The following is a 22883-nucleotide window of genomic DNA, read 5'->3' as shown; positions in this document are numbered from 1 at the left end:
CTTTTAGCCATAAATCAAGGGGGCGCTATTGTACTGCCAAGCGCCGGGTAACGGTGCCTGCAGCTGTCCGTACCTGGAGCAGGTAAATACCTTTTGGCAGGCTGCTGACCCGAAGGGTATGTGCGCCCGTAAGGCCATCGGCTTCCTTCTGCATAAGCAGTGCCCCTTGCAGGCTGCGCAGCTCGAGGGTTGCCCGCCCTTGCAGCAGCTGCCCGAAAGAAACCTGTACCTCGTCACGTGCAGGGTTGGGAAAGACCTGAATGGTCTGTTCCAAGCTGAGGTCGGCAGTGCTCACCGTCGCATTTTCATCTATTTCAATGGAGAACGTCTGTGTAGGGATCCATCCGCCCTCTTCGTCTTCTACCAGGAAGGTAAACCCATCTGCATCCGTATCGCTGCCATCGTGCACATAAGTGAGGTTGAAAGCGTTGATGGTCTGCTGGGTGAAGAAGTCGCCAACACCTAGGGCTACACCATTTCGGAACAGCTGGCCATTGGCAGGGGTGGAAATCAGGATGTACTTCAGGTCTTCAGGGGCAGAAACATCATCCTGAACTTCCAGGAAATCTGTGGTGATGGTATTGCCCTGCCCAGGAGGCACACCTATGACCTCGTTGGTGATCATGACAGGGGCGGTGGCGGTCACTGCAGCACAGAACTCAAGCCCCCACTCCTTAAGGCTGCCGCCGCCGAAGCCAGGGTTGACTACCCTCACCCGCAGCGTCCATTCGCCAAAGGTGTTCTCGCCTATAAAAGCAGAAAGCTCTTCCTCCGGCCTGACCGGCAGGGTGTTGATAGGCGGGCAGCTGATGGGGTTGGGCGCCTCGTCATCAAACGAAGCCCGCATCAGCCCGGTGTTCAGGCAAGACTGGTCAAAGAGCAGTACCTCAGTGCCCTCGGGACTAATGATGCTCACCTGCAGCACGCTGATGGGAGAGTAAGAGATCTCCACGTTGTCGATGTTGATATCACTGATGGTGCCTTCCTGAGTGACAAAGATTTTAGATTCCCGCACGCTTGGGTTGTTAGAGAGGTTGACCGGCAGGTCGGCCGGCTCATTGTTGATGCAATCCACGGTGTTGGTCCGGAAAGCAAATGGAGGGAGGAATTCTCCTGGCCCACAATCGTTTTGGGGCCGCACTCGCCAGAAATACAAGGTGCTGGGCTCGAAGAGCTCATCTGGGCTGTACTCAGCGACAGCCAGCCCTGAGGAGGTTTCCAGAATAGTTTCTGGGGCAAAAGACGGGCTTGTCGCAATTTCTATATCATAAGTTTCTGCACTGGGCACTGCGTTCCAAGAAAAATCAGTGCTGAAGACAATGCCGCCGGTGCCGTCCGCCGGCTCGAGCAGAGCCAGCTCTGAGAAGTCGCTCGACAAGGTGATGACCCTTAGCTCTCGCAGGGAGGTGTCTACCCCTGGCACGATGGCCTGGACGAAAAAGTCGAGGGTGTCCCGCCCTTCGTTGGGCTGAATATCGAGGGTAAGGGTGGTGCTATTGCCTGCAGTGAGGGTATCGCTGGCAAAAGTAGCGGTAGAGCCTTCCGGCAGGCCGCCGATCAGGCTGAGCTGAAGGGTGCTGTCAAAGCCAAGGAATGCCGTAGTGCTGATCTCAATGGAAAGCGGATCTGAAGGGAGGCAGACCAATGGCAGGGCCACCGGAGTTACGCTCATCGCATAGCCCGGCTCAGCCGCTTCCTCAATGACGAAGTCAATGTCGTTGATGTCGAAGAAGATATTGCCAGAAGCTTGTACCCGGATACGGGCGTCATCTGTAGCGACGTTAGGCACATCGACCATGGCCGATCCGTCGTTTGGCGTGCCAGCCAGCAGGGTATAGGGGTAAGTAAAGCCCCCGTCTACAGAGAGCAGGATGTCTACGTACTGGCAGTTGACGCGGGGGTTGGTGGTATTGGCTACGTCCCAGTTGACTTCGCGGTGGCTGCCGCCAGCCCACACGGTGCCGTTTTCATTGGCAGTGAGCACTCGGAAAGGGCCGGCTGTCGCATCCGACTTAAAAGCGACAGGCTGCCAAACGCTCGCGCCGTTCTCCGGGTTGTTGTCGCGCACTACAAACTGGAAGGTAAGGTCACGCGCGTAAGAAGGAAGGACCTCTGTGGCGTCGAAAGTGTTGGAGATGATCTTATTGAGGGCTGGGAAAGTCCGCTTATTGCCATTGGGCGAAGGCGGGAAAGAGCGGAAAAGAGGCGCATTGCCCGTAGGCTGCCCGATGGGGGTTACGGGCCCAAGGTCAAACTGTTCCCAGATATAGGTCAGGTTGTCCCCATCTTCATCGGTAGCAGTAGCCTCCAATACGAATGGGGTTTCGATAGGGATGAAGAAGCCGTCTTCGTAGGGCATTTGGATTTCCGGCTCGTGGTTCATCGTCGGTGCTTCCGTGCCACAGGTAGAGCCGGTGCCTTGGCGTGCATAGAAGATGTAGTCTTCCAGCGAGCCGATGTTGTAGTATTCATTGCTGTTGAAAACAATGTTCTGGTTGCCACAAGCGCCAGCATAAGACATAATGGTGCTGCCGCTCCCAGGCTCGTAGGCATTGCTGCTCGACAGCTGCTCCAAAATACCGGGGCAGTTGGCCCAGCTGTGCCCAACGGAGAACTGATGGGCAATTTCGTGAGACATGACCTCTTCCGCAATGAACACGGGGTTGCTTGAGTAATGGCAAGTGACGCCACGGCCTTTGCCAGGCGTACAGACGGTGCCGCTTACCACACCGCCTACATCGGTACAAGGGCCTGTGAAAATGTGGCCAATGTCGTAACTGTTGAGCCCTATGACACTATTGAGGTACTCTTGGTTTTGGCCCAAGAGCGCGGTGCCCGTACTAGCATTGTTGAAGGGGTCGGTGCCGGGGTCCAGGTTGATGAGCTCATCGTTGTTTTCGATGAGCTGCATGCGCACTGCCACTTCGGTTTGAAAAATTTCGTTGATCCGGTTCAGAGCTTGATTATAGGCAGACAAGACACCTTCCAAGGTGCCGCCTTTGCCTTGTGCAAACTCGCCTGTACAAGCCAAAGCAAGGCGGTAAGTACGCAGGGGTACCGTAGGCGCGCTGCGGAACATGATCTCCAGCTGCTCGTCGTTCATCCGCTGTGCTTCTTCGTTGAGCTCCTCCGCCACAAAGTCATCGTACCCACAGCTGCGCTCGGGCAGGTTCTCAATTTGTAAGTGCTTCTTGTAGTAGGCAATGTGGTAGCGTGTCTGCTGAGTCGCATAAGGCTCCACATAGACTCTTCCGTTAGGGGTGAAAATGCCAGCGGTGAACCCAAGGGGCGTCACTTCAAAACGGGCGCTCACATGTGGGCGTTCCAAGCTCCGGCCAGCATAAGTCCTGATCTGAGGGTAGCGGGCAGCCAAGTTGGGGTGCATGTTGTGCGTTTCTACTACCTCAAAAGCTTCCAGCTGGCCCTCAGGCATAGGCAGGTAAACGGCCACTTGAGAAGCCTGTGCCGCCGCTGTATACTCGGCCGGGGCAGCCTGCAGGGCCTGCTTGAGGGCAGAAAAATCAAGGGACAAGGTGCGGTATTCGGAGGCCCGGATATCTACCTCCGCAGCTGCCGGCAGATAAACCCGCTGCTCAGATACATCAGCCCAGTAAGATTGTGCCTGCGCAAAGCTCAGGGCAATCAAGCCAAGCAGAAAAGTAATGCTAAATTTCATAATTCTTAGTTGTTGTAGAAGACTTGGAAAGGTGGCATTTTATACGCCCACTGAAAAGGCATGATACCTTGCTGTATATTATAAGACACAAATTTAGGGCCTCACACCTATTTGTAGGCAAGCAGCTTTGTGATTCTTTGTCGGGTTTTGGCTTCAATTGGTATAATAGTTGCCACTGCCGCTGCTTTGCCAAACAAGGGTCTGACTTCCTTTTGCCTTAAAGATAACAGCTGTGCCCAAAGTTGGTTTGCAGCACATTTGTACCGAGCGCTTTTCCTTGGCCCATGTCTTTGGGCTGCGCTAGCCTTTTTATAATAAGCGCAAAGGCTTGAAAACGCTCGGTACGCCTTGGCCGCGGTGATTGGATTTTCTGGGCGCAAACCAGATTGTTGTTTTTTGGGGCCTGCCCCTGCCGCAAGGAGAGGGCCAGCCGGCAGGTGCCGCTATGCTCCGGGGCTCGCTATCCGCTCGGCCCTGTCGGGCTTGACACCCCTTCGCAGCGCTAGGCCAATGCCAGCCTAGTGGTCTGTCAAGTGTTAATTTATGGGGTGAGTGGGAGCGAATTTTGAGGCTAAATCAAGGCGGATGTTCCCGCGCATAGCAGCGCTACGTAAGGGGGGGTCCAACGAAGAGTAGCCTCAAAAGTCGCCGCAGGCAACCCCTAGTTTTAGCCTTTACAGACCACTAGAGCCCAAAAGCATAAACGCCTGCGATATTTTGGCCTACGCCCGATTTGCTTATATTCCCTCTATGAAGACATCCGAACAGCTCAAAGGCCAATTATTGCATCTCGATGGTAAAAGCTATGGCGCATACAAAAGCCTCCGGGGGGCTTATGCTTTCCCCAGCTTCGAATTGTGGATAGACCACGTACAGGGCGACCCCTTTGCATCGCCTAGCCACATGAGGGTGAAGTGGCCGCACCGCTATCCGGAGTGGGCTTTGCGTACCGTCAGCAGGCGGATAGCGCTTTGCGACTACCTGACAAGGCAGTTTGTAGCACGGAGTGCTCAGCTGAGCAAGGGCAACAGGGGGAGCGGGCGCAGCGGTGCCATCCTTATGGCACAGCCCGGGCAGGAAGTCCTGGAGCGGACAACAGTTATTTTCCATGAGGCAGAGGCGGAGGCCCGGTTCCAGCTTGGGCTGCCGGCTTTTGGCCGCCGTATCGCTGGGCGGGAGGCGGTGGCAGTTTTGCTGGAAGAACTGCCTGCTATCGTAGCTCGGAGCCTGCCGTTTGCTGCTCAGGAAGAGGGGCCGCTCCGAGAACACTTGCTCACCAACGAAGATGCGGATGCGCTGCGCGCGCAGCTGGACGAAATGGGGCTGGCCGCTTTTATAGCCGATGGGGCAATCCTCCCCCGGGCCAGCGGTGTCGACCAGCGCCCTCTGGCCGGCGGTATACCTTTTGAGTCTCCGCCAAGCTTACGTGTGGAAGCCAAGCTGCCAAACCGGACACTGACTGGCTTGGGCATCCCCAAAGGGGTAACGCTGATTGTAGGGGGGGGCTTCCACGGCAAATCAACGCTGCTGCGCGCCATAGCGCTCGGCGTCTACAACCACCTGCCCGGCGATGGGCGGGAGTTTGTGGTGAGCCAGCCTTTGGCGGCCCAAATACGTGCCGAGGATGGCCGGTTTGTAGCACAGGCAGATATCTCTCCTTTTATCAGCCATCTGCCGGGCGGCAAGCCCGCTCACCAGTTTTCGACCGCTAATGCCAGCGGGTCTACTTCGCAGGCCGCCAACCTGGTGGAAGCCTTGGAAGCCGGCGCCACCGCCTTGCTGATTGACGAGGATACCTCTGCCACCAACTTTATGATACGGGACGAACGGATGCGGGCCCTCATCCCTGATGAGCTGGAGCCCATACAGCCCTTTGTGTATCGGGTCCGCGAGCTATTTGAGGCCCATTCGGTGAGCACTGTCCTGGTGATTGGCGGGTCGGGCCAATATTTGGGCCTGGCGGATACGGTTGTCGGCATGCAGCACTATCGCCCGGTAGATTTAACGGTCAGGGCACAGGAAGTCGCCCGCACTTTTCCGCAGCAAGGCTCGAGTACAACGCCGCTGCCTTTAGCGCTGCCCCAAAGCCGCAGGCCGCGCGGCAGCAGCCTAAATGCCCAAAAAGGCAAAGGGGAAAAAGTGCGGGCATTGGGCACCCGCGTGCTGCAGTTTGGGCAATACGATATCGAGCTTGGGGCTGTCGGGCAGCTTGTCGAGGAGGGGCAGCTCCATGCCATCGGGCAGGTGCTTCAGCGGTGGAGCCACCGGCCAGATGGGGGCTCACTGGCAAATTGGCTCGATGAAATCATGGGCGAGTTGGATGCAAACGGGCTGCATGCACTTCAGCCCCAGCCCGAAGGGGCGCTTTCGGCTTTCCGCCGCCTAGAGCTGGCTGCTGCTCTCAACCGCCTGCGCAGCCTAAAGGTGGACTGACCCTGTCCAGATTTTGAATACCTTTGCGGCGAGACCAAACTGAATGTCCGTGCAGCTACACATTATCGAAGAAACAGCAGACTGGATTGCGGTGGATAAACCTGCCGGCATACAGGTAGAGCGCAACCCTTTTGGCCACTCGGTCGAATCTCTCGTTTATGCCCACCTACAGCAAGCTGCCCGCAACCCCTACGTGGGTATTGTGCACCGGCTAGACCGCGTAACAACTGGCGTGGTTTTGGTAGCCAAACGCAAGCAAGTGCTCCGGGAGCTCAATCAGCAGTTCAGCCAAAAAGATATCCGCAAGGCCTACCGTGCCCGGGTCATTGGAGTGCCAGAACAACTTGAAGGCGTTTTATCACATTGGCTGATCAAAGACTTGAAAGGGAAGCGGGCTGTAGCCGCTGAAGAGGGGGCAGCCGGAGCGAAGCTCTGCGAGATGGGCTACCGGTTGATAGCAGAGGCTCCCGAGGGGCAAGCGGTGCTTGAGCTCTACCCTACTACAGGGCGCTACCACCAATTGAGGGCACAGCTCAGTGCGGTAGGTCTTCCTATTGTTGGCGATACCCACTACGGCGGGCCTGCCTGGGAAGAGACAGCCATTATGCTACAGGCCTCTGCTTTGGAATTTTTCGACAAAGCGCGGGGCGAAAGGCATACGGTTGAGGCGCCTTTGCCAAAATGGGCTGGAAAAGGGCAGTAGCACCAAGTGCCACTGCCGAATTGAGCAAAAAGTTTACAAAACGAACTTTTCCTAATTCCAGTGCAGCAGGCGTTGATGCCCGCCACATGGGTAAAATACGGAATAGCAGCCCGCTTTGGTTCACTTCATTATTGGCCGCCAATACGCTCGATGCGTCAAGTCTAGTATTGCCGCTCAATACCTTGGGGGTCATCGGGCCCTCCAAAGGTGTAAACGGGCATCCCATTAACGCGCAGCTCGGCAGCAGGTACGGGCAGTTGGGCTGGCGTGCCATATTGTAGCCCCCCGAGAGGGGTGAGGGCGTCGTCTGTTGGCTCACGTAGAGCGAGCCTTCTGCGGTCCAGCCAAGTGCCAAAGGGAGCTGTATTGTGCAGCTCAACCATCCGCTCATAAGCTATAGCTTGTAGGAGCTCGCTAGCCGGCGCATTGGGGGAAAGCGGAGGGAGGTTCCCCCGGGAGATGCGCGGCCCGTTGTTGAGCAAGGTAGCAGCCGCCGCCCTATCGCCTAGCCGGGCGTGGGCTTCAGCTTGCAGCAGTTGCAGATCGGCCTGAAGGAATACGGGCATAGACCCCTGCCGGCCATCGCCAAACAAGCCAGGAGAAGCGTTCTGCCGCTGATGGCGGTAATGAGAAAAAAACCATTCTCCACGCGCAGCAGGGAAAGGGACAAAGGCATTGTACAAAAAGTCACTGCTCAGGCGTGCATCATCGGAAACCGCTTCAGAGGGTTGCAAGGGAGGTTCTTGCAGGGCTTCCACCTGAGGGTAGCGGGCGGGCTGAGCAGGGTCGAAGGCAGCCACCAACCGCTGATCTAGCCTGGCCCAGAACGGCCCGGCTTCCGTATCGGCCAAGGTGTAATAATGATAGGACACCCAGGTTTGGCCGTTAGCCTGTGGGGCAAAGTCCTCGCTAAGCCCGCCCTGGGCGAGGCTCAGCACTTGCTCCCAATCGGCAATGCCCGTTTCCTCGGGGGTACGGGGGGCTTGCGCCAAAAACCGGGCTGCATAGGCCCGGCAAAGCTGCCCAAAGGCTGTACCGTCCAGAGCCAGCCCATTGAAGTAAGGGTGGAAAAAGTCTTCGCCCAGACTGGCTGCTGTGTCTGCCGCCTCAAGCAATTCCGCCACGGCCCGGTTGTTGACTACAGCATAATTGGAAAAACTGAGTGGGGCGTCGAGCGGCGTATCTTCGGTTACAACAGGGGCTTGGTCAAACAGGAGAGAGAGGTAGCCCCAGCTGAGGCCGCGCAAGGCTCGTGCTGCCGCTCTTGCGCTTTGGTCGAGCGGACCGCCATTGTCCAGAGAAATGCCCGACGAGCTCGCGCGAAGCACTTCGTTGGCCTCGGTCACTGCGCTGAGGCAGCCATACCAGGGCACACGGGCAATGTCCTGTACTGCATTCGGCGCGCTGCTTTGGTTGGGATAGGGCATGCGGGGCTCCTGCCCCATGAGGGAGGCCCCGAAGTCGTCCCAAGGCAGGGTGTGCGCGTCGCCAGCTACACCAAGAGGGACCGCCGTGGCGGGCCCGTGGACGCTTTGCCACCAAGCTTGATAACCACGGTTTAAAATGGGCTCAAAGTCAGTCCCTTTGTTGATGACCTCTCTGCCACTGGGGAGGAGGCTGCTGCCAGTGTTGAGCGGCTGGCAGCTCAGGAGAGCAGCCAGAATCAGGAGGCTGAGGTGAAGTGGTTTCATATCAAAGGGTGATTTGAACGCTGAAGCCGAAAGAACGGCGCAGCGGGTAATTGAAAAAATCCAGCGCGAACCAGCCGGGGTTTCCGCCAGGAGTCTCAGCCAGGCTGCCCGGGGCGCCTTCCTGCCGGTGGAGCAGGGGCTGATTGGGGGTGGCCGGGGCACTCAGGGCCGGGTGGTAACCACGGTAGGGGCTCCAAGTGAAAAGGTTGCGCCCGATCAGGCTCAGCTTAATGTGCTGGAACAAACCGTTACCCCAAGGGAGTTGCCCACCATTGAAGGTGTAGGAAATAGCGGCTTCCCGTATGGTCACGTAGGAGGCGTCCTCCGCAAAGTAAGCATTAGGGCGCAGGCCGTTGGCTAGGCCGGAGGGGCCATAGAACGAAGCGGGCAGTGTGCTGTTGGACAAATCGCCGTGCCGGCCGGCCGCGTAAAGCCACTGCCGGGTGTAATTATAAACCGTGCCGCCTTTTTGCCCTTCTGCCATGGCATATAAGCTCAGCCCGCCCACCGTTAAGGTATGGCTCAGCCCAAGCTGAAATTCGGGGTTGATGTCACCAATAGGCTGAAGGACAGGGGTACCTTGCTCATCGGTCAGCAAGATGGGCTGCTCCTCGGGCGTGCCCAGCTGATCTGCCCGCACGATGAAGCCCTCCTCATTCTGGGCATATTCCAAAATATTGACATCCGGCAGTGTGGAAAGCTGTTCCACAGAGGTGATGAATACCTCCCCAGCCATTTGCCCTAGCGGCTGCCCGGCAGCTACCGTGAATAAGTCGGTGCCCGGCAGGCCCGGGCCTGTGCGGTATGGGGGTACGCTGAGGGATGAAACCTCCTGCCGGATCCGCTGCCCATGAGCTTGTATGCCCCAGCTTACTCTGGAAGAAGGGATGCGGAACAGTTTTTTCAAGTCAATATGCAGGCTGCCTTCGTAGATATCCGAAGCAATACTGCCGGCATTGCGCCACTGACCTTCAAACCCAGCCCCGCCCGACAGTGGCATGAGCACAATCTGGCCCTCTGCTGTCCGCTGAACGTAGGTGGCCGAAAGGGTGAAGGCGCGCAGGAAGGTCAAGTCTGCCCCAGCTTCTACTTCTCGTACGAGAACGGGCCGGAGGCCGTCATTGGCCAGTGTCTGCCGAGATAAGGTGCCATTGGCCAGGGCAAACGTCTCAAACCGCTGCTGAAAAGTAGGGCGCAGCCCGGCAGTTCCAACTGCTGCCCGGAGCTTGAGCTCTTGAAAGATTTTCAGGTTGAGGTCTTCTGACAACCGGTAGGCGGCTGCAACGCGATAAAATACGGGGGTGCTGGCCGTAGTGCCATAAAGAGCGCTTTGCTCTGCCCGCAGCGCGCCACTGAAAATATATTTGTCTTTGTAGTTCACATCAGCTTCCATTAGGCCGCTATAGGCCGTCATTTCTTGCCGGAGGGAAGAAGCCCGGAGCCCTTCCTGTGGATTGTCCAAGGATCGGATGCCGGAAACGGCCAGGTTTTCCCCAGTAGCCTGCTGGAAATAAGCCCGCTGATTTTCATATTGGAAAGCGGTGCGCAAGCCCATACTGAAGCCTAAAAGGCTGCGGTGTACGGACAAGCCCGCGGTGGAGGTGAAATACTGTTGTTCGGACTGCCTCATTTCTATCCCTCCGCCATTGCTTTTCTGTACCCCGGCAGTAATAAGGGGGCTAAAGCCCTCTGGCACGGCCGTGCTCAGGTAGCCCCTGTCGATAAACCGGGTATTGGATCCGGTCAGGCGGTCTAGGCTGGCTTCATAATCAAAAGATAGCCAAGGAAATGGAGCGTACGCCCCGCCCAAGTGGCCCATTAGCCGGTCGTTTTCCTGCAGGTGCTGCAGTTGCTCCCTTAGATAAAGCGGGTTGGTCTGTTGGGCTCCGGAATTGTCGATATCCCAATCATAGGCGCTGCCGTCTTCTTCATTGCTTGCGTTCAGGCCGAAAACGGGCAGCATCAGGAGGGTGTTCGCCAAGGACTGCCCAGGAGAAGCACCGGCAGCCGGCCCATTGTCCTGCTGCCGGTTAGCGTAGTAAGCGCTGCCCGACAGCTTGAGCTTTTCCCCTGCTTCGTGCCCTAGGTTGGCCCTGAAAGTATGCCGGGTAAACCCTTCATAGCCTTGTAGGGCTCCTTCGTCTCTCATCCTCTGAGCAGCGCCCCGGAAATACGTGCCGCCCGAGCGCCCGCTAATAGACAGGGTATGGGCACGGATACCGCCCTGTTGCAGGAGGCCATCGGAAAGATAATCTTGAAGGTTAGGCAGTGGGTTGGTATAGGTATTGCTGCTGATCGGAAGGCCTAGCAAGGGCTGTGGCCCTTGCGGGTCCAGGATTTCCCGGTTGGTAAACCCATTGAGGGGCAGGCTCCCAGTGTGCTCGCTCATTTGGAAGTCATGGCGGTAAGACAACCGTGTCTCCCCAGAGGCCAGCTCGCTGCCGTTTTTGGTGAACACCTGTATAGCCCCTGCCCCCCCGAGCCCGCCGAAGCTGGCCGCTGAAGCTGGCCCTCTGAGGATTTCTATCCGCTCTACATCCTCGGGGTTGAGGTCTTGCAGCCCACTACCGTTCAAGTATATTCCGTCTACTATGATGAGGGGCGAACGGTAGCCGGAGAGGTTGGTGATGCCGCGGAGCTGCAGCCAGGTATCCTGCCCGGGCAGCCCGCCCGCCCTCTTGACCTGCAAGCCGGGTACCTGGCCTTCGAAAGCGGTGAACAGGCGCAACGGGGCAGCCTGTCCCAATTGCTCTTGCAGCAGTTGGCTTCCGCCAAAAGGCAAGGCTTGCATTGCGGTAGGCCGGCTGATACCGGTAGAAAAAGAGGCCGCGGTTTGCCCCCCCAACGGGCGCAGCGCAATATCCACCCTTTTGCGCCCAATGACGTCTACAGTGATGGGCTCATAGCCTTCTGCAGAGAAGGTGAGGGCTGGGGCGGGGTCTGGGTTGAAAAAGTTCTGATCGACATAGATGATGTAGCTGCCGTCTTTTTCGGTAAGCGCCCGTTCCTTGCTGATGTTGAGCTCAACCTGAGCAGATTTGAGAGGGCTCCCATCGGCTGCAGAAGTGACCTTCCCGCGGACAGCCAAGCGCTGCGCTTGAGTATGGAGCGGGCACAGCAGGAGCAGCACACCAAGGGCGTGGTAAAATTTCCTCATAGTATTGATTTGGGTTTTGCCAGGGCTTGAGCAGGCTACCGGGCAGCAATGACCTTGATGCCCGGTAGCTGTGCATGTGTTTATCGTACAACGTTGAGCTCTAACGGGCTGCTGAACGGAGCAGAGAGGCAGCCCCAATTGCTCGCGGCTTTATATACGAGTATGAGGTACTTCCCGCTGTGGTAGTCCCGGGCTTTAAGCTCAAACTCCGGGCTGGATTGCAGCTCTTTGGTCCCTGGCGCAATCGTCCATGCCGTGCTGCCTGAAGCCTGATGGTAAAGGGTAAACTGATGTCCAGGCTCATTGAAGTCATAAGCGATAGTGACCGTTTCCCCGCTTTGGATAGGCTGTTCGGCAGCCAAGGTTGTTTTCCGCTGATAGCGGCAAGGCTTGAATTGATCAATTGGCAGCTTGGGCTGAAGGGCTTCGTTGGGCAAATCCGAAGCCGGTGGTGTATTGCCGGCAGTAGTGCTCCCCGAAGCGATGCGCTGCCCCTTGATGGGATCACTGTACTGTGGGCTGAAACGGTCACGGTAGGCAAGTACGTCCTCAATGCCATAGATAGGCCCTTGGGCAGGGATGTAGGCCGCTTTGCGTGCGCCGTTTGTAGTTTCCACCACCACCTCGAAATAATTGTACCGGGCTGGCATATTTTGCAGCAGCTCGCTTACCTGTGCGCCAGCCTTCTGCCCGGTGACGACGAGGCTAAGCTTGTCCGGGTCTGGGCCTGCCCAGACGGTATACTTACAGCCTGCTTCCTGACAGCACCTTGGGCTGAGCCAACTGATATAGAGGGGCCGGTCGGGCTGTGTAGGGCTATACACCAACTGCAGGTCCTGAATCTGAGTGCAGTTGGGGTCTGTAGCCGTCACATTAATGGTGGCTGCATCCTCGCGCAGCAGCGCCTCATCAATGTACAGATTGTCTTCGTTTCGCTCAATACCCCGGGAGCTGATTGTACCCTGCATAGGGGCTTGGGGCTCATTGTAATCTTTAGGAGCGTTGGCCATGCGGTCTTCCAGCCCTGGTATAACGGGCTGACGCTGAGCGGTAGCCGGTGCTTCCTCGGCGAAGGCCCGGATGTAGAAAGTTTCAGCGGGAATGGGCCGCGGCAGGCCTGGTTTCGGGATGAACACCGTTGCTTTGAGGGTATGAATGCCCCGCTGCATGTCACGCTCGTCAAGGTCTACCTCAAACGGCATCTCCATACCAGGGTAGAGCTTGATCTGCCCGAAGTTGATATCCCGGTATCCGGGGTTGGTATACGTCAGCTCGGCATAGGCGTTCAGCGGTGCGCAGGCGGAGTTGAGCGGGAGCGAGAGGTGACCCCGTATGGTATTGCCGGTCAGCTGTGCCCGGCCAGTAACGCCACAGAGCTCGGGCACCTTCACCGCCTCTGCCGGCGACTGCCGGTAAGGGCTAGGCTGAAAGGGTCCGCCAGCTTGTGCGGATTGGCCCTCATCGGTAGGCTGCCCGATGCGCACGGAAGTGCCCAGGATTTTTTCGACGGGCAGGTCACAGCCTTGGCCCCAAGCGAGCACCCGCAGCTGATATGCCCCTTCAGCAAGCATGCACAGGGGCTCTGTACGGGGTGCGGTCCCAAGTGCAGCTTGAGGGCGGCCATCTACACGAGTAGGGGCCCATGGCCCATTGCCCATGCGCACTTCCACGATGAAATCCCAGGGTGTGCCCTGACAGTTGGTACAGGAGAGCAAGACTGCAGGCCTGTTCATACTGCCGCAGTAGCCTGCAGGGTCCACCTGCAGCTTGATTTCAGGGTTTTTGCAAGGGATTTCAGGTGCTTTGGGGGGCGAAGGCAAGACTGCGTTGGGCGACTTTGCGGTAAGTGCTTGCTGTGGTTTTGGCTGGGTGGCGGGAGATGACGTTTTGGCGAGCCTGCTCTGCAAGGGGGCAGTTTCTGCAGCCGGCCCTTCGTATCGGAAATCCTGCCGTGCAATGACTGTACTGAATTTGCGGTTCAGCGCGCTGGAGAGCCGGTAGTCAAAGCCTATATTATATACATGCTGAGGGGTAAGGCCCGTCAGGTAGACCGTATCCCGTTGGCGGTTGCCCATATTGTGGAGGCTTCGCACAAGGGTACGTTTGCCGGTATTGCGCAGGTTGGTGCCCAGGTCATCAGACCAAAGGGAAGCTTCGACAGTACTAGCCTTACTATGGGTAAAGTGGTAAATCACCCTGACTTCTCCAGGTACTACAGTGGGTTCAGCTTGTACAAAAAAGCGGGGCGCTTCCTTCTCGAACAGCCCGTCGAAGAGGTCGGCCTGGCTGAAGGATAAAATAGGGCTGCAGCCCAGGAGCATCATGACGAGTAAGTGGTGTAGCCTTTTTTTCATGTCTGAATTGCTAGGTTCGTTGCCCGCAGGCATCAATAATTTTTCCTGGGCGCACGAGCTCAGGAAAAAGCCTGTGCCAAAGCCAGGGTAGTCTGCTGACTGTTAACCGGGTATGTGGGATATGTGTGTCCCTGATTCAAACTGCTTGTGATAGCAGCTTTGTTGCTTGAGGGTGCTCTTGCCTGTCGTTGGTATTCGAATGCGTGAAAGAACGGTTGTTTAAGTGGTCCGTCCTTAAGGGCAGAAAGCTTGAAATCAGGTCGTCTAGTGTGGAAATCTGCACAAATATAGTATAATCTCTATATTCGTAATATTTTCCAAGCGCCAGATTTGCCGGATTTAACGTAAGTGCCAGCGGGCGCTACTTCCGGTTCCCTTTTGCATAACCGAGCTCGCGCAGCTTTTGTTGGTATAATTCTTCCCGGGCCTGCACATTTTCGGGCTTAGTGATGTCCAGCATTTTTTCAGCTTCGGGGTGCTGCCTATTGATAGGCCGGCCGAGCAGCCCGATGTTTTTGGACAAGGCCTGCTGTGTGGTATTGTTGGCCTCTTCGGCTAGGGCTTCCAGGTCATTTTTATCGAGGTAGTGGCCGGCTTTCAGTTGTTGGCGGGCGGCTTTCCTTGCGACTTCCTGCCCAACTTCCTCCTGATAGAAAGCGCGCCAGTTGCTGGCATTAGCCCCATGCCCAGTTTCAGGCCGGCTTGTGCTGCCGATGCGCTCGGCGACTTTAGCCGCTGCCTGCCCGGCACGTTCCTCTATATCAGCCCGCTGCAGTATGGCAGCGAGTACCGCTTCATCTTCGCGGAAGAGCTCATATTGCCGGATAGCCTCCAGCAAATCCTGCTGCTCGTAGTGGCTGTAGCGGCTAAGCCCGGCGGCCCACTTTTCGCTGTTAGCTGCATATTTGAAGTATTCGCTCAGGGCGGTGCGGGGAGCTTGCGACTTCAGTTGTGCCAGCGGGTCGATGACCTGCTCGATAAAGGCTTCCCTGCTATCCAGCTCCTGCCCATTTTGGATGGCTTGTAGGCCACAGGCCAGGGCGATGCCAGCGGGGACCCCTTTTTCCAATGCCTGCTGCCGGGCGGTGGTGGCAAAGCGGTGCGCCCAGTCGGCCAGATTGGTAGGGGCAGCTTGGGCCCGGCCAGCACGTGAACGGGCCACGGTACTAAACCGAGGCTCCGGAGCGGGAGCTGCTCCGCTTTGTGCATGTGCGGGGGCTTCCATGTAGGAGGCAGCAGCCCTGTTTTCTTGTTCTTGCACAAGGCGCACGCCTGCCCGGTCCAGGGCGCCTACGGTAAGGATGAGGGCGAAGATGGCCCCCAGCAATTTGAAAATACTGCTGAGGCCAGTGGCGGAGGAAGAGGGAGTAGAATTTTTCATAATGGTAACGCTAAAAGTTAAAAATAAGGATGTTATGTGCCGGGCTCCGGAGCAGACAAAGCGTTTAGGACGGCCAGGTCAAACCGCCAGAGCTCGTAAGTCTCAATGAGGTAAGTGATTTTTTTGTGGTAAGTAGGGCTAGTGGCATACCCTGCCATTTTGAGGCCCGCTGCGCAAGCTGCGTAGTAGGGCACACGGGTCTGTCCATCAAAAAAGCGCTGTGGAGCTATGCCAGAGCGGTGTAGGTAAGCCTGGGCTGCTGCGGAGATATCGTGGTCTTGCCCCGGAGGGAAAGCTTCCCATATCCAAGCATAACAACCGGTATGGCCAGGCGTACAGGGCCGGGTCAGCAATTGATCGTGCCGGGCATAGCTGTCTGCTACATTCCGGTAGGTTTCGAAACGGTCGTAGCTGTGGTCGTCATGAAACCGCCAAGCCCCTACAGCCGGAGCAACGGGGATGAAATCGCTATTGAGCAAGGCGGCATAGTCGCGGCGCTTGATTTTGTCCCTGGCCCGGGCGCTGGCCCGAGCTTTGATGCCAAAGTGGTTGAGAGTCTGCCGGGCCAGTGCTGAGCGGCCAGCATTAGACTCGAGCAGAGCTTGGGCAAGCTTGATGCTTGCAGGCACTTTGTGCTCGGCCATGCTTTGCAGTGCGGCGGGTGCATGCGCTGTGATGTAGGCAGTAAAGGCTACTGCCTGGCGTTTCTTGGCTTTGGAGAAATCCAGCTTTGCCAGGATGTCCTCGGCCTTCCAGCCCGCGGAGGCTGTGGAGAGCCCTTGCGCCCTTGCGCTCCGCTCAGGAAGGGACAAGGTGGCATACTGTTGGAGCCCAAGCTGGCTCAGGGTGCTCAGCCCTTGCTTGTAGTTGGCCGTCAGCTCGCGGATGACGGGCAGCTCCTCGAAAGCAGGCCGGTGGGCTTGATAAAGGTAAAGGCCGCCTAGTACGGCTCCGGAAAAGAGCAGGGTAAGCATCAGGCTTCGCACACCCTGAGCCATTGCGGTCAGCAGGTTCCTGAGCATAGTTGGGGGGTATTTGCCCGGGCAGGGGCAGCCCTGCCGGATTCGGTAAAGATAGCCCGGCAAAGCAGGGCGGGCAAAGGAAAGCCATATTTTAACAGCCTCAGGCTCAATCGGGTGCCTGTTGTAGGCAACTTCTTCTTGCAGGAGCATACCAAAAACAAGGGGAAAGCGTTAATAGGCTTTGTGATACAGCGGATAAGAAATAGCACTCTTGCCAACGCCCTTTGCTTACTCATGGGGCTGTACCTGCTCAACATAAGCGTTGACACGGCAGACCCTTATCCCGATTACATACCGGAAGATTTATCTTTCAACGATCAGGAAAGCATCGTTGAAATCCTGTTGGAGCAGGTTCTAGGGTACGAAAATGCGATTGCAGAGTACGACGACCACGACTCCTCCGGCCATAGCAAGGGCAAGACGGCCAAATTGGACCTGAAGGCTCAGTGGTTTGCTCCGGGCCTTGCCACCCTCCCCGGGCAGCAAGGGGCTGCCCGATCCTGCCCACGTGATGAGCGCTTGCCCAACAGTAGGTTTAGGGAAGCCATTTCTCCTCCGCCCCGACCCCTGATTTGTTTGTAGGCCTCTTTTTTAGCGCAGCAAGAGCTGGCTTATTATCCTTTACAAAACAAATCAGAGATGAATATCAAGAACCTACTGATGTTGATAGCGATATCGGCATCGGGCACTTATGCATTTGGGCAAACCACCGCCGCCGAAAAAGACAGCCTGTACATTCAGCAGGTGGAAGACAGGCAGGAGCCCGGCAAAGTACTGCATGCAGAGCCGCTTTACATCGACCTAATCCGTGATCTGGGTGCCCGAAAAGGCGAAAAGGAATGGAATATTGGCCTTGGGCTGACCGACAACCTCAACTTTGATGCTTATGAGGCGCTGATAGAGTACGAGTGGGCCCCTGTCGACCGGCTGGGGCTGGAGGTGGAGCTGCCATTCACCTTTTATTCCCCTATCGGCGGGGCAACAGGGGATGCCGTGCCCTCAAACCGGCTGAACAGCCTCAAGCTGGCAGCCCAATGGACTTTTTGGGTGCATGAGCCGGCTGCTACATCTGTGGCCTTCGGCTACATCAATGAACTGGAGCTGTCTGGTTTTGATGAAGCTGGCGCAGCACTTATCACAGGCAATGTGTACAACCCTTTCTTTGTAGCGGCTAAGCGGTGGGGCAACAATTTTCACACCCTCGTTTATACCGGCCCTATGCTAGAGCAGCACTTTGCCACTCGGGCATGGCACCTGTCCTATGATGTGAATACGAGCTTCCACTATATGATTTCAGGTACCCGGAACTTCGTGGGGATGGAGCTGAATAAAACATTCGATGGCAGGGACTTTGATATGACCATCCGGCCGCAGATGCGGTTGGGCATTGCAGCGCACCTGATGGTAGGCATTGTGGCGGGTATCCCTGTGAGCCGAGAAAACGAGCGGCTGAGCTCCTTTGTACGGCTGATATGGGAGCCGGGGCACAAGGGCAGCTGACCTTTTGCGCCTTCTTTTCACAGTCTCCTCTCCCCCCGTAAGCAACCTGCCAGGCTTTTCACCTGGCAGGTTGTTCCTCATCACACCCTTCTTATCAACCCACCAACAACACCCTAATACGACTAGGCCGAATTATTTGATCGTATTTCCACGATTAAGCCTTTTCGGGTGCCGTGACCTTTAATTGTCAAAAATTTAGGTTCTATGTGAGTTTGTGTGGGTGCCTAAGATCGAGTTTGCCTGCTAATAAATAAATCATAGTGGTAAAATTGTTGATATTCCGGTATCCCCTCGCTCTTCTTTTTGCCAGCTGGATTTTTGCGCTAATGCCTTCTAATATCCCATTGGTTAGCCGAGATGTAGCAAAACTTATGACCATACCCTGAGTACATGACAAAAGTTTTTATTTCTAATATGACCGATTTAAAATCGACGATTTTTAAAGAAAATCGAGAAAATTAGCACAAAAATTGACGATTTGTGGTATTTATGTTAAGGTTTTACAGTTTTGTCATGTACTTAGATAATATACACAAATTTTCGGTATCATTTTTTCAGAAAGAATAACTTAATCCCATCAATATCTGACCCGGAAAAGTTTGATATTCTCTTACTTCAATAAACTCTGGCAAAATACTTACATCTACTTGATTGGCACTACTCATATTCAAGACATTCTTTCCCTCCAAACGAAAAGTAAAGCTATTATACCTCCATTCAAATCGAGCGTTTAAAAAAGACAAATTGTTTACCTCAGGAAAAATGTTACTAACCCTAATCGTATGTTCGTAATCTATAGAAAAGCGCCAATCCTTATAAACGTATGAAGAATTTACTCCGAATGACTGATTAATAAATCTAATGTAGTCGTCGTCAATAATTTGCCAATTAAAAATCTGCTTAGCATTAAGTTGTAAAACTACGTTATTCCACCCTACTGACTGCAACGTAGAATTAAAAGCCAAGAATTTTTGCCTTATTTGTTTCAAAAATAGCTCATTCTCACCTGTAAACCCTTCTTCATCACTAAAATTCACATTGAAATTAAGTTTCCATTTAAAGTAGTTTTTAATTAGAAATCCATTTATACTCCTATACTTAACACGGGGCATTGTGACCAGTTTACGCAAAGTATAATCATCCCTTTGGCCGACTAGCACTAGTAAACCCTGATTTTTTATTCCGATCCCAAACGAAAGATTATATATTGTACCACCAGATAATGGTTTCTTAAATAGAGACACAGATAAGTTTTCATTCACTTCAGGATTTACCGATGTGACATTTGGTAAAATTAAAGTCCTTGTATCGTATATGGTATTAAACCCAGTACGATATTTTAAACCATTAAGTATTAGTGATTTTCTGTAAGAGAATGATATAGAATTACCTGAATGGTAGTCATATACTATCACACCCGTAGGTGACAAAACTGTTCTCTTTGACCTATTAGACGTCCCGTTTGGAGCATTTCCATGACCAATGAAGCTTTGATTAACTAATAATGTAGATTGTATTTTATCTTTCCAAAATCTATTTTTCATGCGTATGCCATGCTGGAAAAAAGTCATATTAGAAGTAAAATATAATTGACCATATATAGTGTCTGTGCTGTTTTGAATCCGCTCCTTCAACGCATTGAAATTTACATCATACGATATTGAATTCTTATTCCATCGCTTTATTATTGATAAATGAGAATCATTCTCTATACCAAGATATGTATTACTTTGATTGATTTGATAGTTTAAACTCTGTATGCCGTCATTAAAATCTAGGAAAGGCTCGTTACTAGATGCATTAAAATTTTCTTGGTCCATTTCATATCGAATAGAATGTTGTAAGTTTACAAAGAAGTTGTTTGATAACTTATGGCGATATATGATACGAGGCTGGCTTAATATATACTGATTATTATATATATAGTGTTGTTCAAATCGGTTGTTAGAAAAAAAACCCATTTGCTGATTACTAAATTTCCTATATGAATATCTAAATGGAATCAATAATTCAAATATACTTTTCTCATTCTTAACCGTGAATCTATTTCGGAATGAAGCAGATGGCAACAATAGTTGTTGATTTTCATCAACAATTTCAGTTATATCCGAAGCTGTGTACCTTCTTTCAAAATTTAGCTGCCTGTTATATGACCCCAAAGATCCAACGATATACGTTTCATTTCTAATACCCTTATTACTAATAATATCACTATTGAATACTATGTTGTAATCATTATTCTTTATAGTTCCTAAAGGTATTGAGACTTGATCTTGTATTGTCTTAAATTTATTAAACCTATAATCAATACGATCCACATCGTATTGAGAATAATTCTGTAAATCCTCAATAGTAATACTTAGTGGTTGTTCAATACTAGGGTCGCCGACTGTATTATGACGAAAAAATAATGACCAACCTGAACTTTCTCTACTTTTCAGTAGGTCAATTGAAAATCGAGAGTTAAATTCAGGGCTTAGAAGTAATTTGAAGTTTTTAGACAAGGCACTCTTTGCTTTTTCAGTAAGTATAACATTTACAGCTACTTGATTGCTTTCTTCGTTTTCTAAAAACTGTTGATGAGAATTACGATAATTTCGAATTAGCTCAACACTAGCTATAGACTCTGATAATATACCTTCAGTTGCAACACCATGCTGTTCATTAGTCAAATTTTTGCCATCTATCAGTAAGCTATTTACTTTCTTATTATCTACTTTGACATTACCATATTCATCAACTTCTATGCCGGGCAAACCGGATAGAACATCTCCCATTGTTCGTTCGGTATTTGTAGTATAAGCACGTAGATTATACTGCAAAGTATCTCCCCTCTTTTTTAAACCGATGATTTTATCTACAACTGATACTCCTGGAAGATCATAAGCTTCGGCTTGTAATAAAAACGATATTGTTGTATCCGTCGGATATTTTTTTTTAATTTCTAAATATTCATTAATTTTCTCATATCCAAACATTCTTATTACTAATTTATACTCGCCAAGTTCGGGTTGTGAAATTAGACAGCCATCATATTCAGCTACAGCAAATGTTATCAACTCATCGCCTATTGCACTAAATAGTTGAATTGTTGCTCCTACTGCTGGCTCACCTGTTTCAATATATGGCTTGATGCGAATACTTTGACCGGACAGGAAGAAATGACTGAAGAGTGTGCAATAAAATATTAACGAATAGATTTTCAATTATAATGTCACTTTTTATCTGATCTAACGATGATGCACATGTGCTAAAATTTCATGCATGTCAAGGGTTATTATTCACAGATGGATACCACTTTCCAACCACAATATTGCTACCTGTTAATTTCACAGCATGATTCTCCAATAAATTTCGGTAACTTAACCTATCGTATTTACGTATCGGTAAAACATCTTTACAATTAACTGAATAATTTAGTAAATTACGATTCTCACCTACAATTATATCCGTTGCTTTAAAAAACGAACCATCTGGAGACTCTTGGAGTTCAAGGACAACACCAGGCAATAGCGGCAGATTAACATTATTGAATTCATTTAGTATAAAAGGCCCATCAGTATATGGCAAATCCTCTGTAAACCAAACTTCATAATGATGTCCATCTACATCATATTCTGCAAAATAGCAATCTAATCCTAATATGCGTTTCTTTTGAGTCTTATCGATGTCTAATTCGTGTACGTAATTAATATTACTTTCGTAACATCTGCCATCGATAAATACTCCTTTCTGATAACTATACTTATTCTCGTTGTAAACCTTATGTATTCTATCCCATATTAGATATTTTTTGAAGTTTTCATTAGTATTTTGGAACATTAGCGAATCCAATATGTAATCAGAAAATCCACCCCTTATTGTTAGCGTATAAGAGGATACCATTTTCGGCAAAGGAAATCCTTGAGCATTCATGATGTCTTGACCAGCTTTAGATAACTCTTGTCGACCCTGATATACTATGCTTATAGCATCTTGACTCAAGATGGTCGTACTATTTAGCAGAACAATCAAAAAAACAAAAAAAATAATCATGTGTTTCATAATAATTCATTAAATTTTGAAAAGAGATTTTAATCTCTTCCCAATTAAATCGTGCAGCAGGGCGTGAACCAAATTGTCGCAGGCGTTTACGCTTTCCGGGCTTTCGGCTGGCATTGGCCTAGCGCTGCGAAGGGGTTTAAGCCCGACAGGGCCGAGCGGACAGCGAGCCCCGTAGCATAGCGGCACCTGCCCGTTGGCAGGGGCAGGCCCCTATCCTTGAGGAGGGGGCAGGCCCCATCAAAAAAACGACAATCTGGTTTGCGCCCGTGCAGCATGAGGTCGAAACTAACAGTCAGGTCCCCACGCAAAATCAGCTTCTACATGGTAAACGCAGTTTGCGCCATCATCAAAGTAGAACGCTTTCCCTCCCTGTACTATCCATGACTGAGGGCCAACAAGCGTCGTTGTGTCTTGTGAATTGATTGCGGAGGCTGAATTTTCGTTTGCTTGAATAGCTATGCTACCCATGAAAACAAAGACTAGAAGGAAAAAGATGTTTTTCATAAAGAACCGTGTTAAAGAAAGTGAACCTACTCTATTTTGCCTTTTTAGGCAGGGTTTTCGGCATCGCCCTTTTTATCATATCGTAAATTTGTACCCACCTACTGCATACGTACAGTGGGAATAATAATCAACAGGAATTGCTTTGTTACAGAAATCGTATGAAGGCCCCGTACCGGATTCAAGGCTTTTTTATTTTCAACCAAACCAGTGACAGAATCTGAACGGCCTCTTGATTAATATAGAACCACCTTCTTAACTGCCGTTACCCTACAAATATAAGCCCCGTTTGTGCAAAAATTTTGCACTCTGCCGTTTTCACATCATTTTTTTGAAGTTTTTTTAAGCCCTCCAAACAAGCTCCAAGCCCGATAGGGCCGAGCGAAAAGTGAGCCCCGCAGCATAGCGGCTCCTGCCGTTG

The 22883-nt window shown here is 52.3% G+C and carries 12 protein-coding genes and 1 pseudogene; 4 read left to right on the top strand and 9 right to left on the bottom strand.

Features of this window, described 5'->3' with window-relative positions; all coding sequences use genetic code 11:
• Positions 1-25 precede the first annotated feature (25 nt).
• A complete protein-coding gene (locus tag FRY97_RS03095; protein WP_147165958.1) occupies positions 26-3676 on the bottom strand; it encodes a reprolysin-like metallopeptidase in 3651 nt (1216 codons plus the stop codon).
• A gap of 750 nt (positions 3677-4426) precedes the next feature.
• Here FRY97_RS03095 and FRY97_RS03090 point away from each other — a divergent pair.
• Entirely contained in the window at positions 4427-6109 is a 1683-nt protein-coding gene (locus FRY97_RS03090; RefSeq protein WP_147165957.1) for an ABC-ATPase domain-containing protein, read from the top strand.
• A 49-nt stretch (positions 6110-6158) separates the two neighbouring features.
• On the top strand, positions 6159-6812 hold the full coding sequence (locus FRY97_RS03085; protein WP_170254479.1) for an RluA family pseudouridine synthase: 654 nt from the start codon (positions 6159-6161) through the stop codon (positions 6810-6812).
• 161 nt (positions 6813-6973) lie between these two features.
• On the opposite strand, the gene FRY97_RS03080 is transcribed toward FRY97_RS03085, so the two are convergent.
• From FRY97_RS03080 to FRY97_RS03060, 5 genes are all read right to left on the bottom strand, one after another.
• On the bottom strand, positions 6974-8503 hold the full coding sequence (locus FRY97_RS03080; RefSeq protein ID WP_147165955.1) for a RagB/SusD family nutrient uptake outer membrane protein: 1530 nt from the start codon (positions 8501-8503) through the stop codon (positions 6974-6976).
• 1 nt (position 8504) lies between these two features.
• On the bottom strand, positions 8505-11660 hold the full coding sequence (locus tag FRY97_RS03075) for a TonB-dependent receptor plug domain-containing protein (protein WP_147165954.1): 3156 nt from the start codon (positions 11658-11660) through the stop codon (positions 8505-8507).
• An 80-nt stretch (positions 11661-11740) separates the two neighbouring features.
• Entirely contained in the window at positions 11741-14014 is a 2274-nt protein-coding gene (locus FRY97_RS03070; RefSeq protein WP_147165953.1) for a hypothetical protein, read from the bottom strand.
• A gap of 361 nt (positions 14015-14375) precedes the next feature.
• On the bottom strand, positions 14376-15395 hold the full coding sequence (locus FRY97_RS03065) for a hypothetical protein (RefSeq protein ID WP_147165952.1): 1020 nt from the start codon (positions 15393-15395) through the stop codon (positions 14376-14378).
• A 32-nt stretch (positions 15396-15427) separates the two neighbouring features.
• A complete protein-coding gene (locus FRY97_RS03060) occupies positions 15428-16417 on the bottom strand; it encodes a glucosaminidase domain-containing protein (protein ID WP_246141530.1) in 990 nt (329 codons plus the stop codon).
• Positions 16418-16651: 234 nt separating this feature from the next.
• On the opposite strand from FRY97_RS03060, the gene FRY97_RS03055 reads away from it, so the two are divergent.
• Both FRY97_RS03055 and FRY97_RS03050 read left to right on the top strand, forming a co-directional pair.
• Entirely contained in the window at positions 16652-16999 is a 348-nt protein-coding gene (locus FRY97_RS03055) for a hypothetical protein (RefSeq protein WP_147165951.1), read from the top strand.
• Between the two features lie 57 nt (positions 17000-17056).
• A complete protein-coding gene (locus FRY97_RS03050; protein ID WP_147165950.1) occupies positions 17057-17917 on the top strand; it encodes an HAEPLYID family protein in 861 nt (286 codons plus the stop codon).
• Between the two features lie 202 nt (positions 17918-18119).
• Here the strand turns inward: FRY97_RS03050 and FRY97_RS03045 are convergent.
• The 3 genes and pseudogenes from FRY97_RS03045 to FRY97_RS03035 form a co-directional block, all read right to left on the bottom strand.
• Positions 18120-18293: pseudogene (locus FRY97_RS03045) on the bottom strand (transposase); the annotation flags it as partial.
• A gap of 178 nt (positions 18294-18471) precedes the next feature.
• The gene (locus FRY97_RS03040) at positions 18472-21123 is read right to left on the bottom strand and encodes a TonB-dependent receptor (RefSeq protein ID WP_147165949.1); all 2652 of its coding nucleotides are present in this window, start codon (positions 21121-21123) and stop codon (positions 18472-18474) included.
• Positions 21124-21184: 61 nt separating this feature from the next.
• Complete coding sequence (locus tag FRY97_RS03035) at positions 21185-21961, bottom strand: hypothetical protein (RefSeq protein ID WP_147165948.1); 777 nt, start codon at positions 21959-21961, stop codon at positions 21185-21187.
• Positions 21962-22883 lie beyond the last annotated feature (922 nt).

The sequence above is a fragment of the Phaeodactylibacter luteus genome (assembly GCF_007993045.1).
In the GTDB taxonomy this organism is placed as follows: domain Bacteria; phylum Bacteroidota; class Bacteroidia; order Chitinophagales; family Saprospiraceae; genus Phaeodactylibacter; species Phaeodactylibacter luteus.
The sequence above is the reverse complement of the archived record's forward strand: the minus strand, read 5'-3'. Positions and strand labels throughout refer to the sequence as shown.

Excerpts from the sequence above, each read along its gene's own strand:
- FRY97_RS03095 (WP_147165958.1), bottom strand. The coding sequence starts at position 3,676 with ATGAAATTTAGCATTACTTTTCTGCTTGGCTTGATTGCCCTGAGCTTT.
- FRY97_RS03090 (WP_147165957.1), top strand. The coding sequence starts at position 4,427 with ATGAAGACATCCGAACAGCTCAAAGGCCAATTATTGCATCTCGATGGT.
- FRY97_RS03080 (WP_147165955.1), bottom strand. The coding sequence starts at position 8,503 with ATGAAACCACTTCACCTCAGCCTCCTGATTCTGGCTGCTCTCCTGAGC.
- FRY97_RS03075 (WP_147165954.1), bottom strand. The coding sequence starts at position 11,660 with ATGAGGAAATTTTACCACGCCCTTGGTGTGCTGCTCCTGCTGTGCCCG.
- FRY97_RS03070 (WP_147165953.1), bottom strand. The coding sequence starts at position 14,014 with ATGAAAAAAAGGCTACACCACTTACTCGTCATGATGCTCCTGGGCTGC.
- FRY97_RS03065 (WP_147165952.1), bottom strand. The coding sequence starts at position 15,395 with ATGAAAAATTCTACTCCCTCTTCCTCCGCCACTGGCCTCAGCAGTATT.
- FRY97_RS03060 (WP_246141530.1), bottom strand. The coding sequence starts at position 16,417 with ATGCTCAGGAACCTGCTGACCGCAATGGCTCAGGGTGTGCGAAGCCTG.
- FRY97_RS03055 (WP_147165951.1), top strand. The coding sequence starts at position 16,652 with ATGGGGCTGTACCTGCTCAACATAAGCGTTGACACGGCAGACCCTTAT.
- FRY97_RS03050 (WP_147165950.1), top strand. The coding sequence starts at position 17,057 with ATGAATATCAAGAACCTACTGATGTTGATAGCGATATCGGCATCGGGC.
- FRY97_RS03035 (WP_147165948.1), bottom strand. The coding sequence starts at position 21,961 with ATGAAACACATGATTATTTTTTTTGTTTTTTTGATTGTTCTGCTAAAT.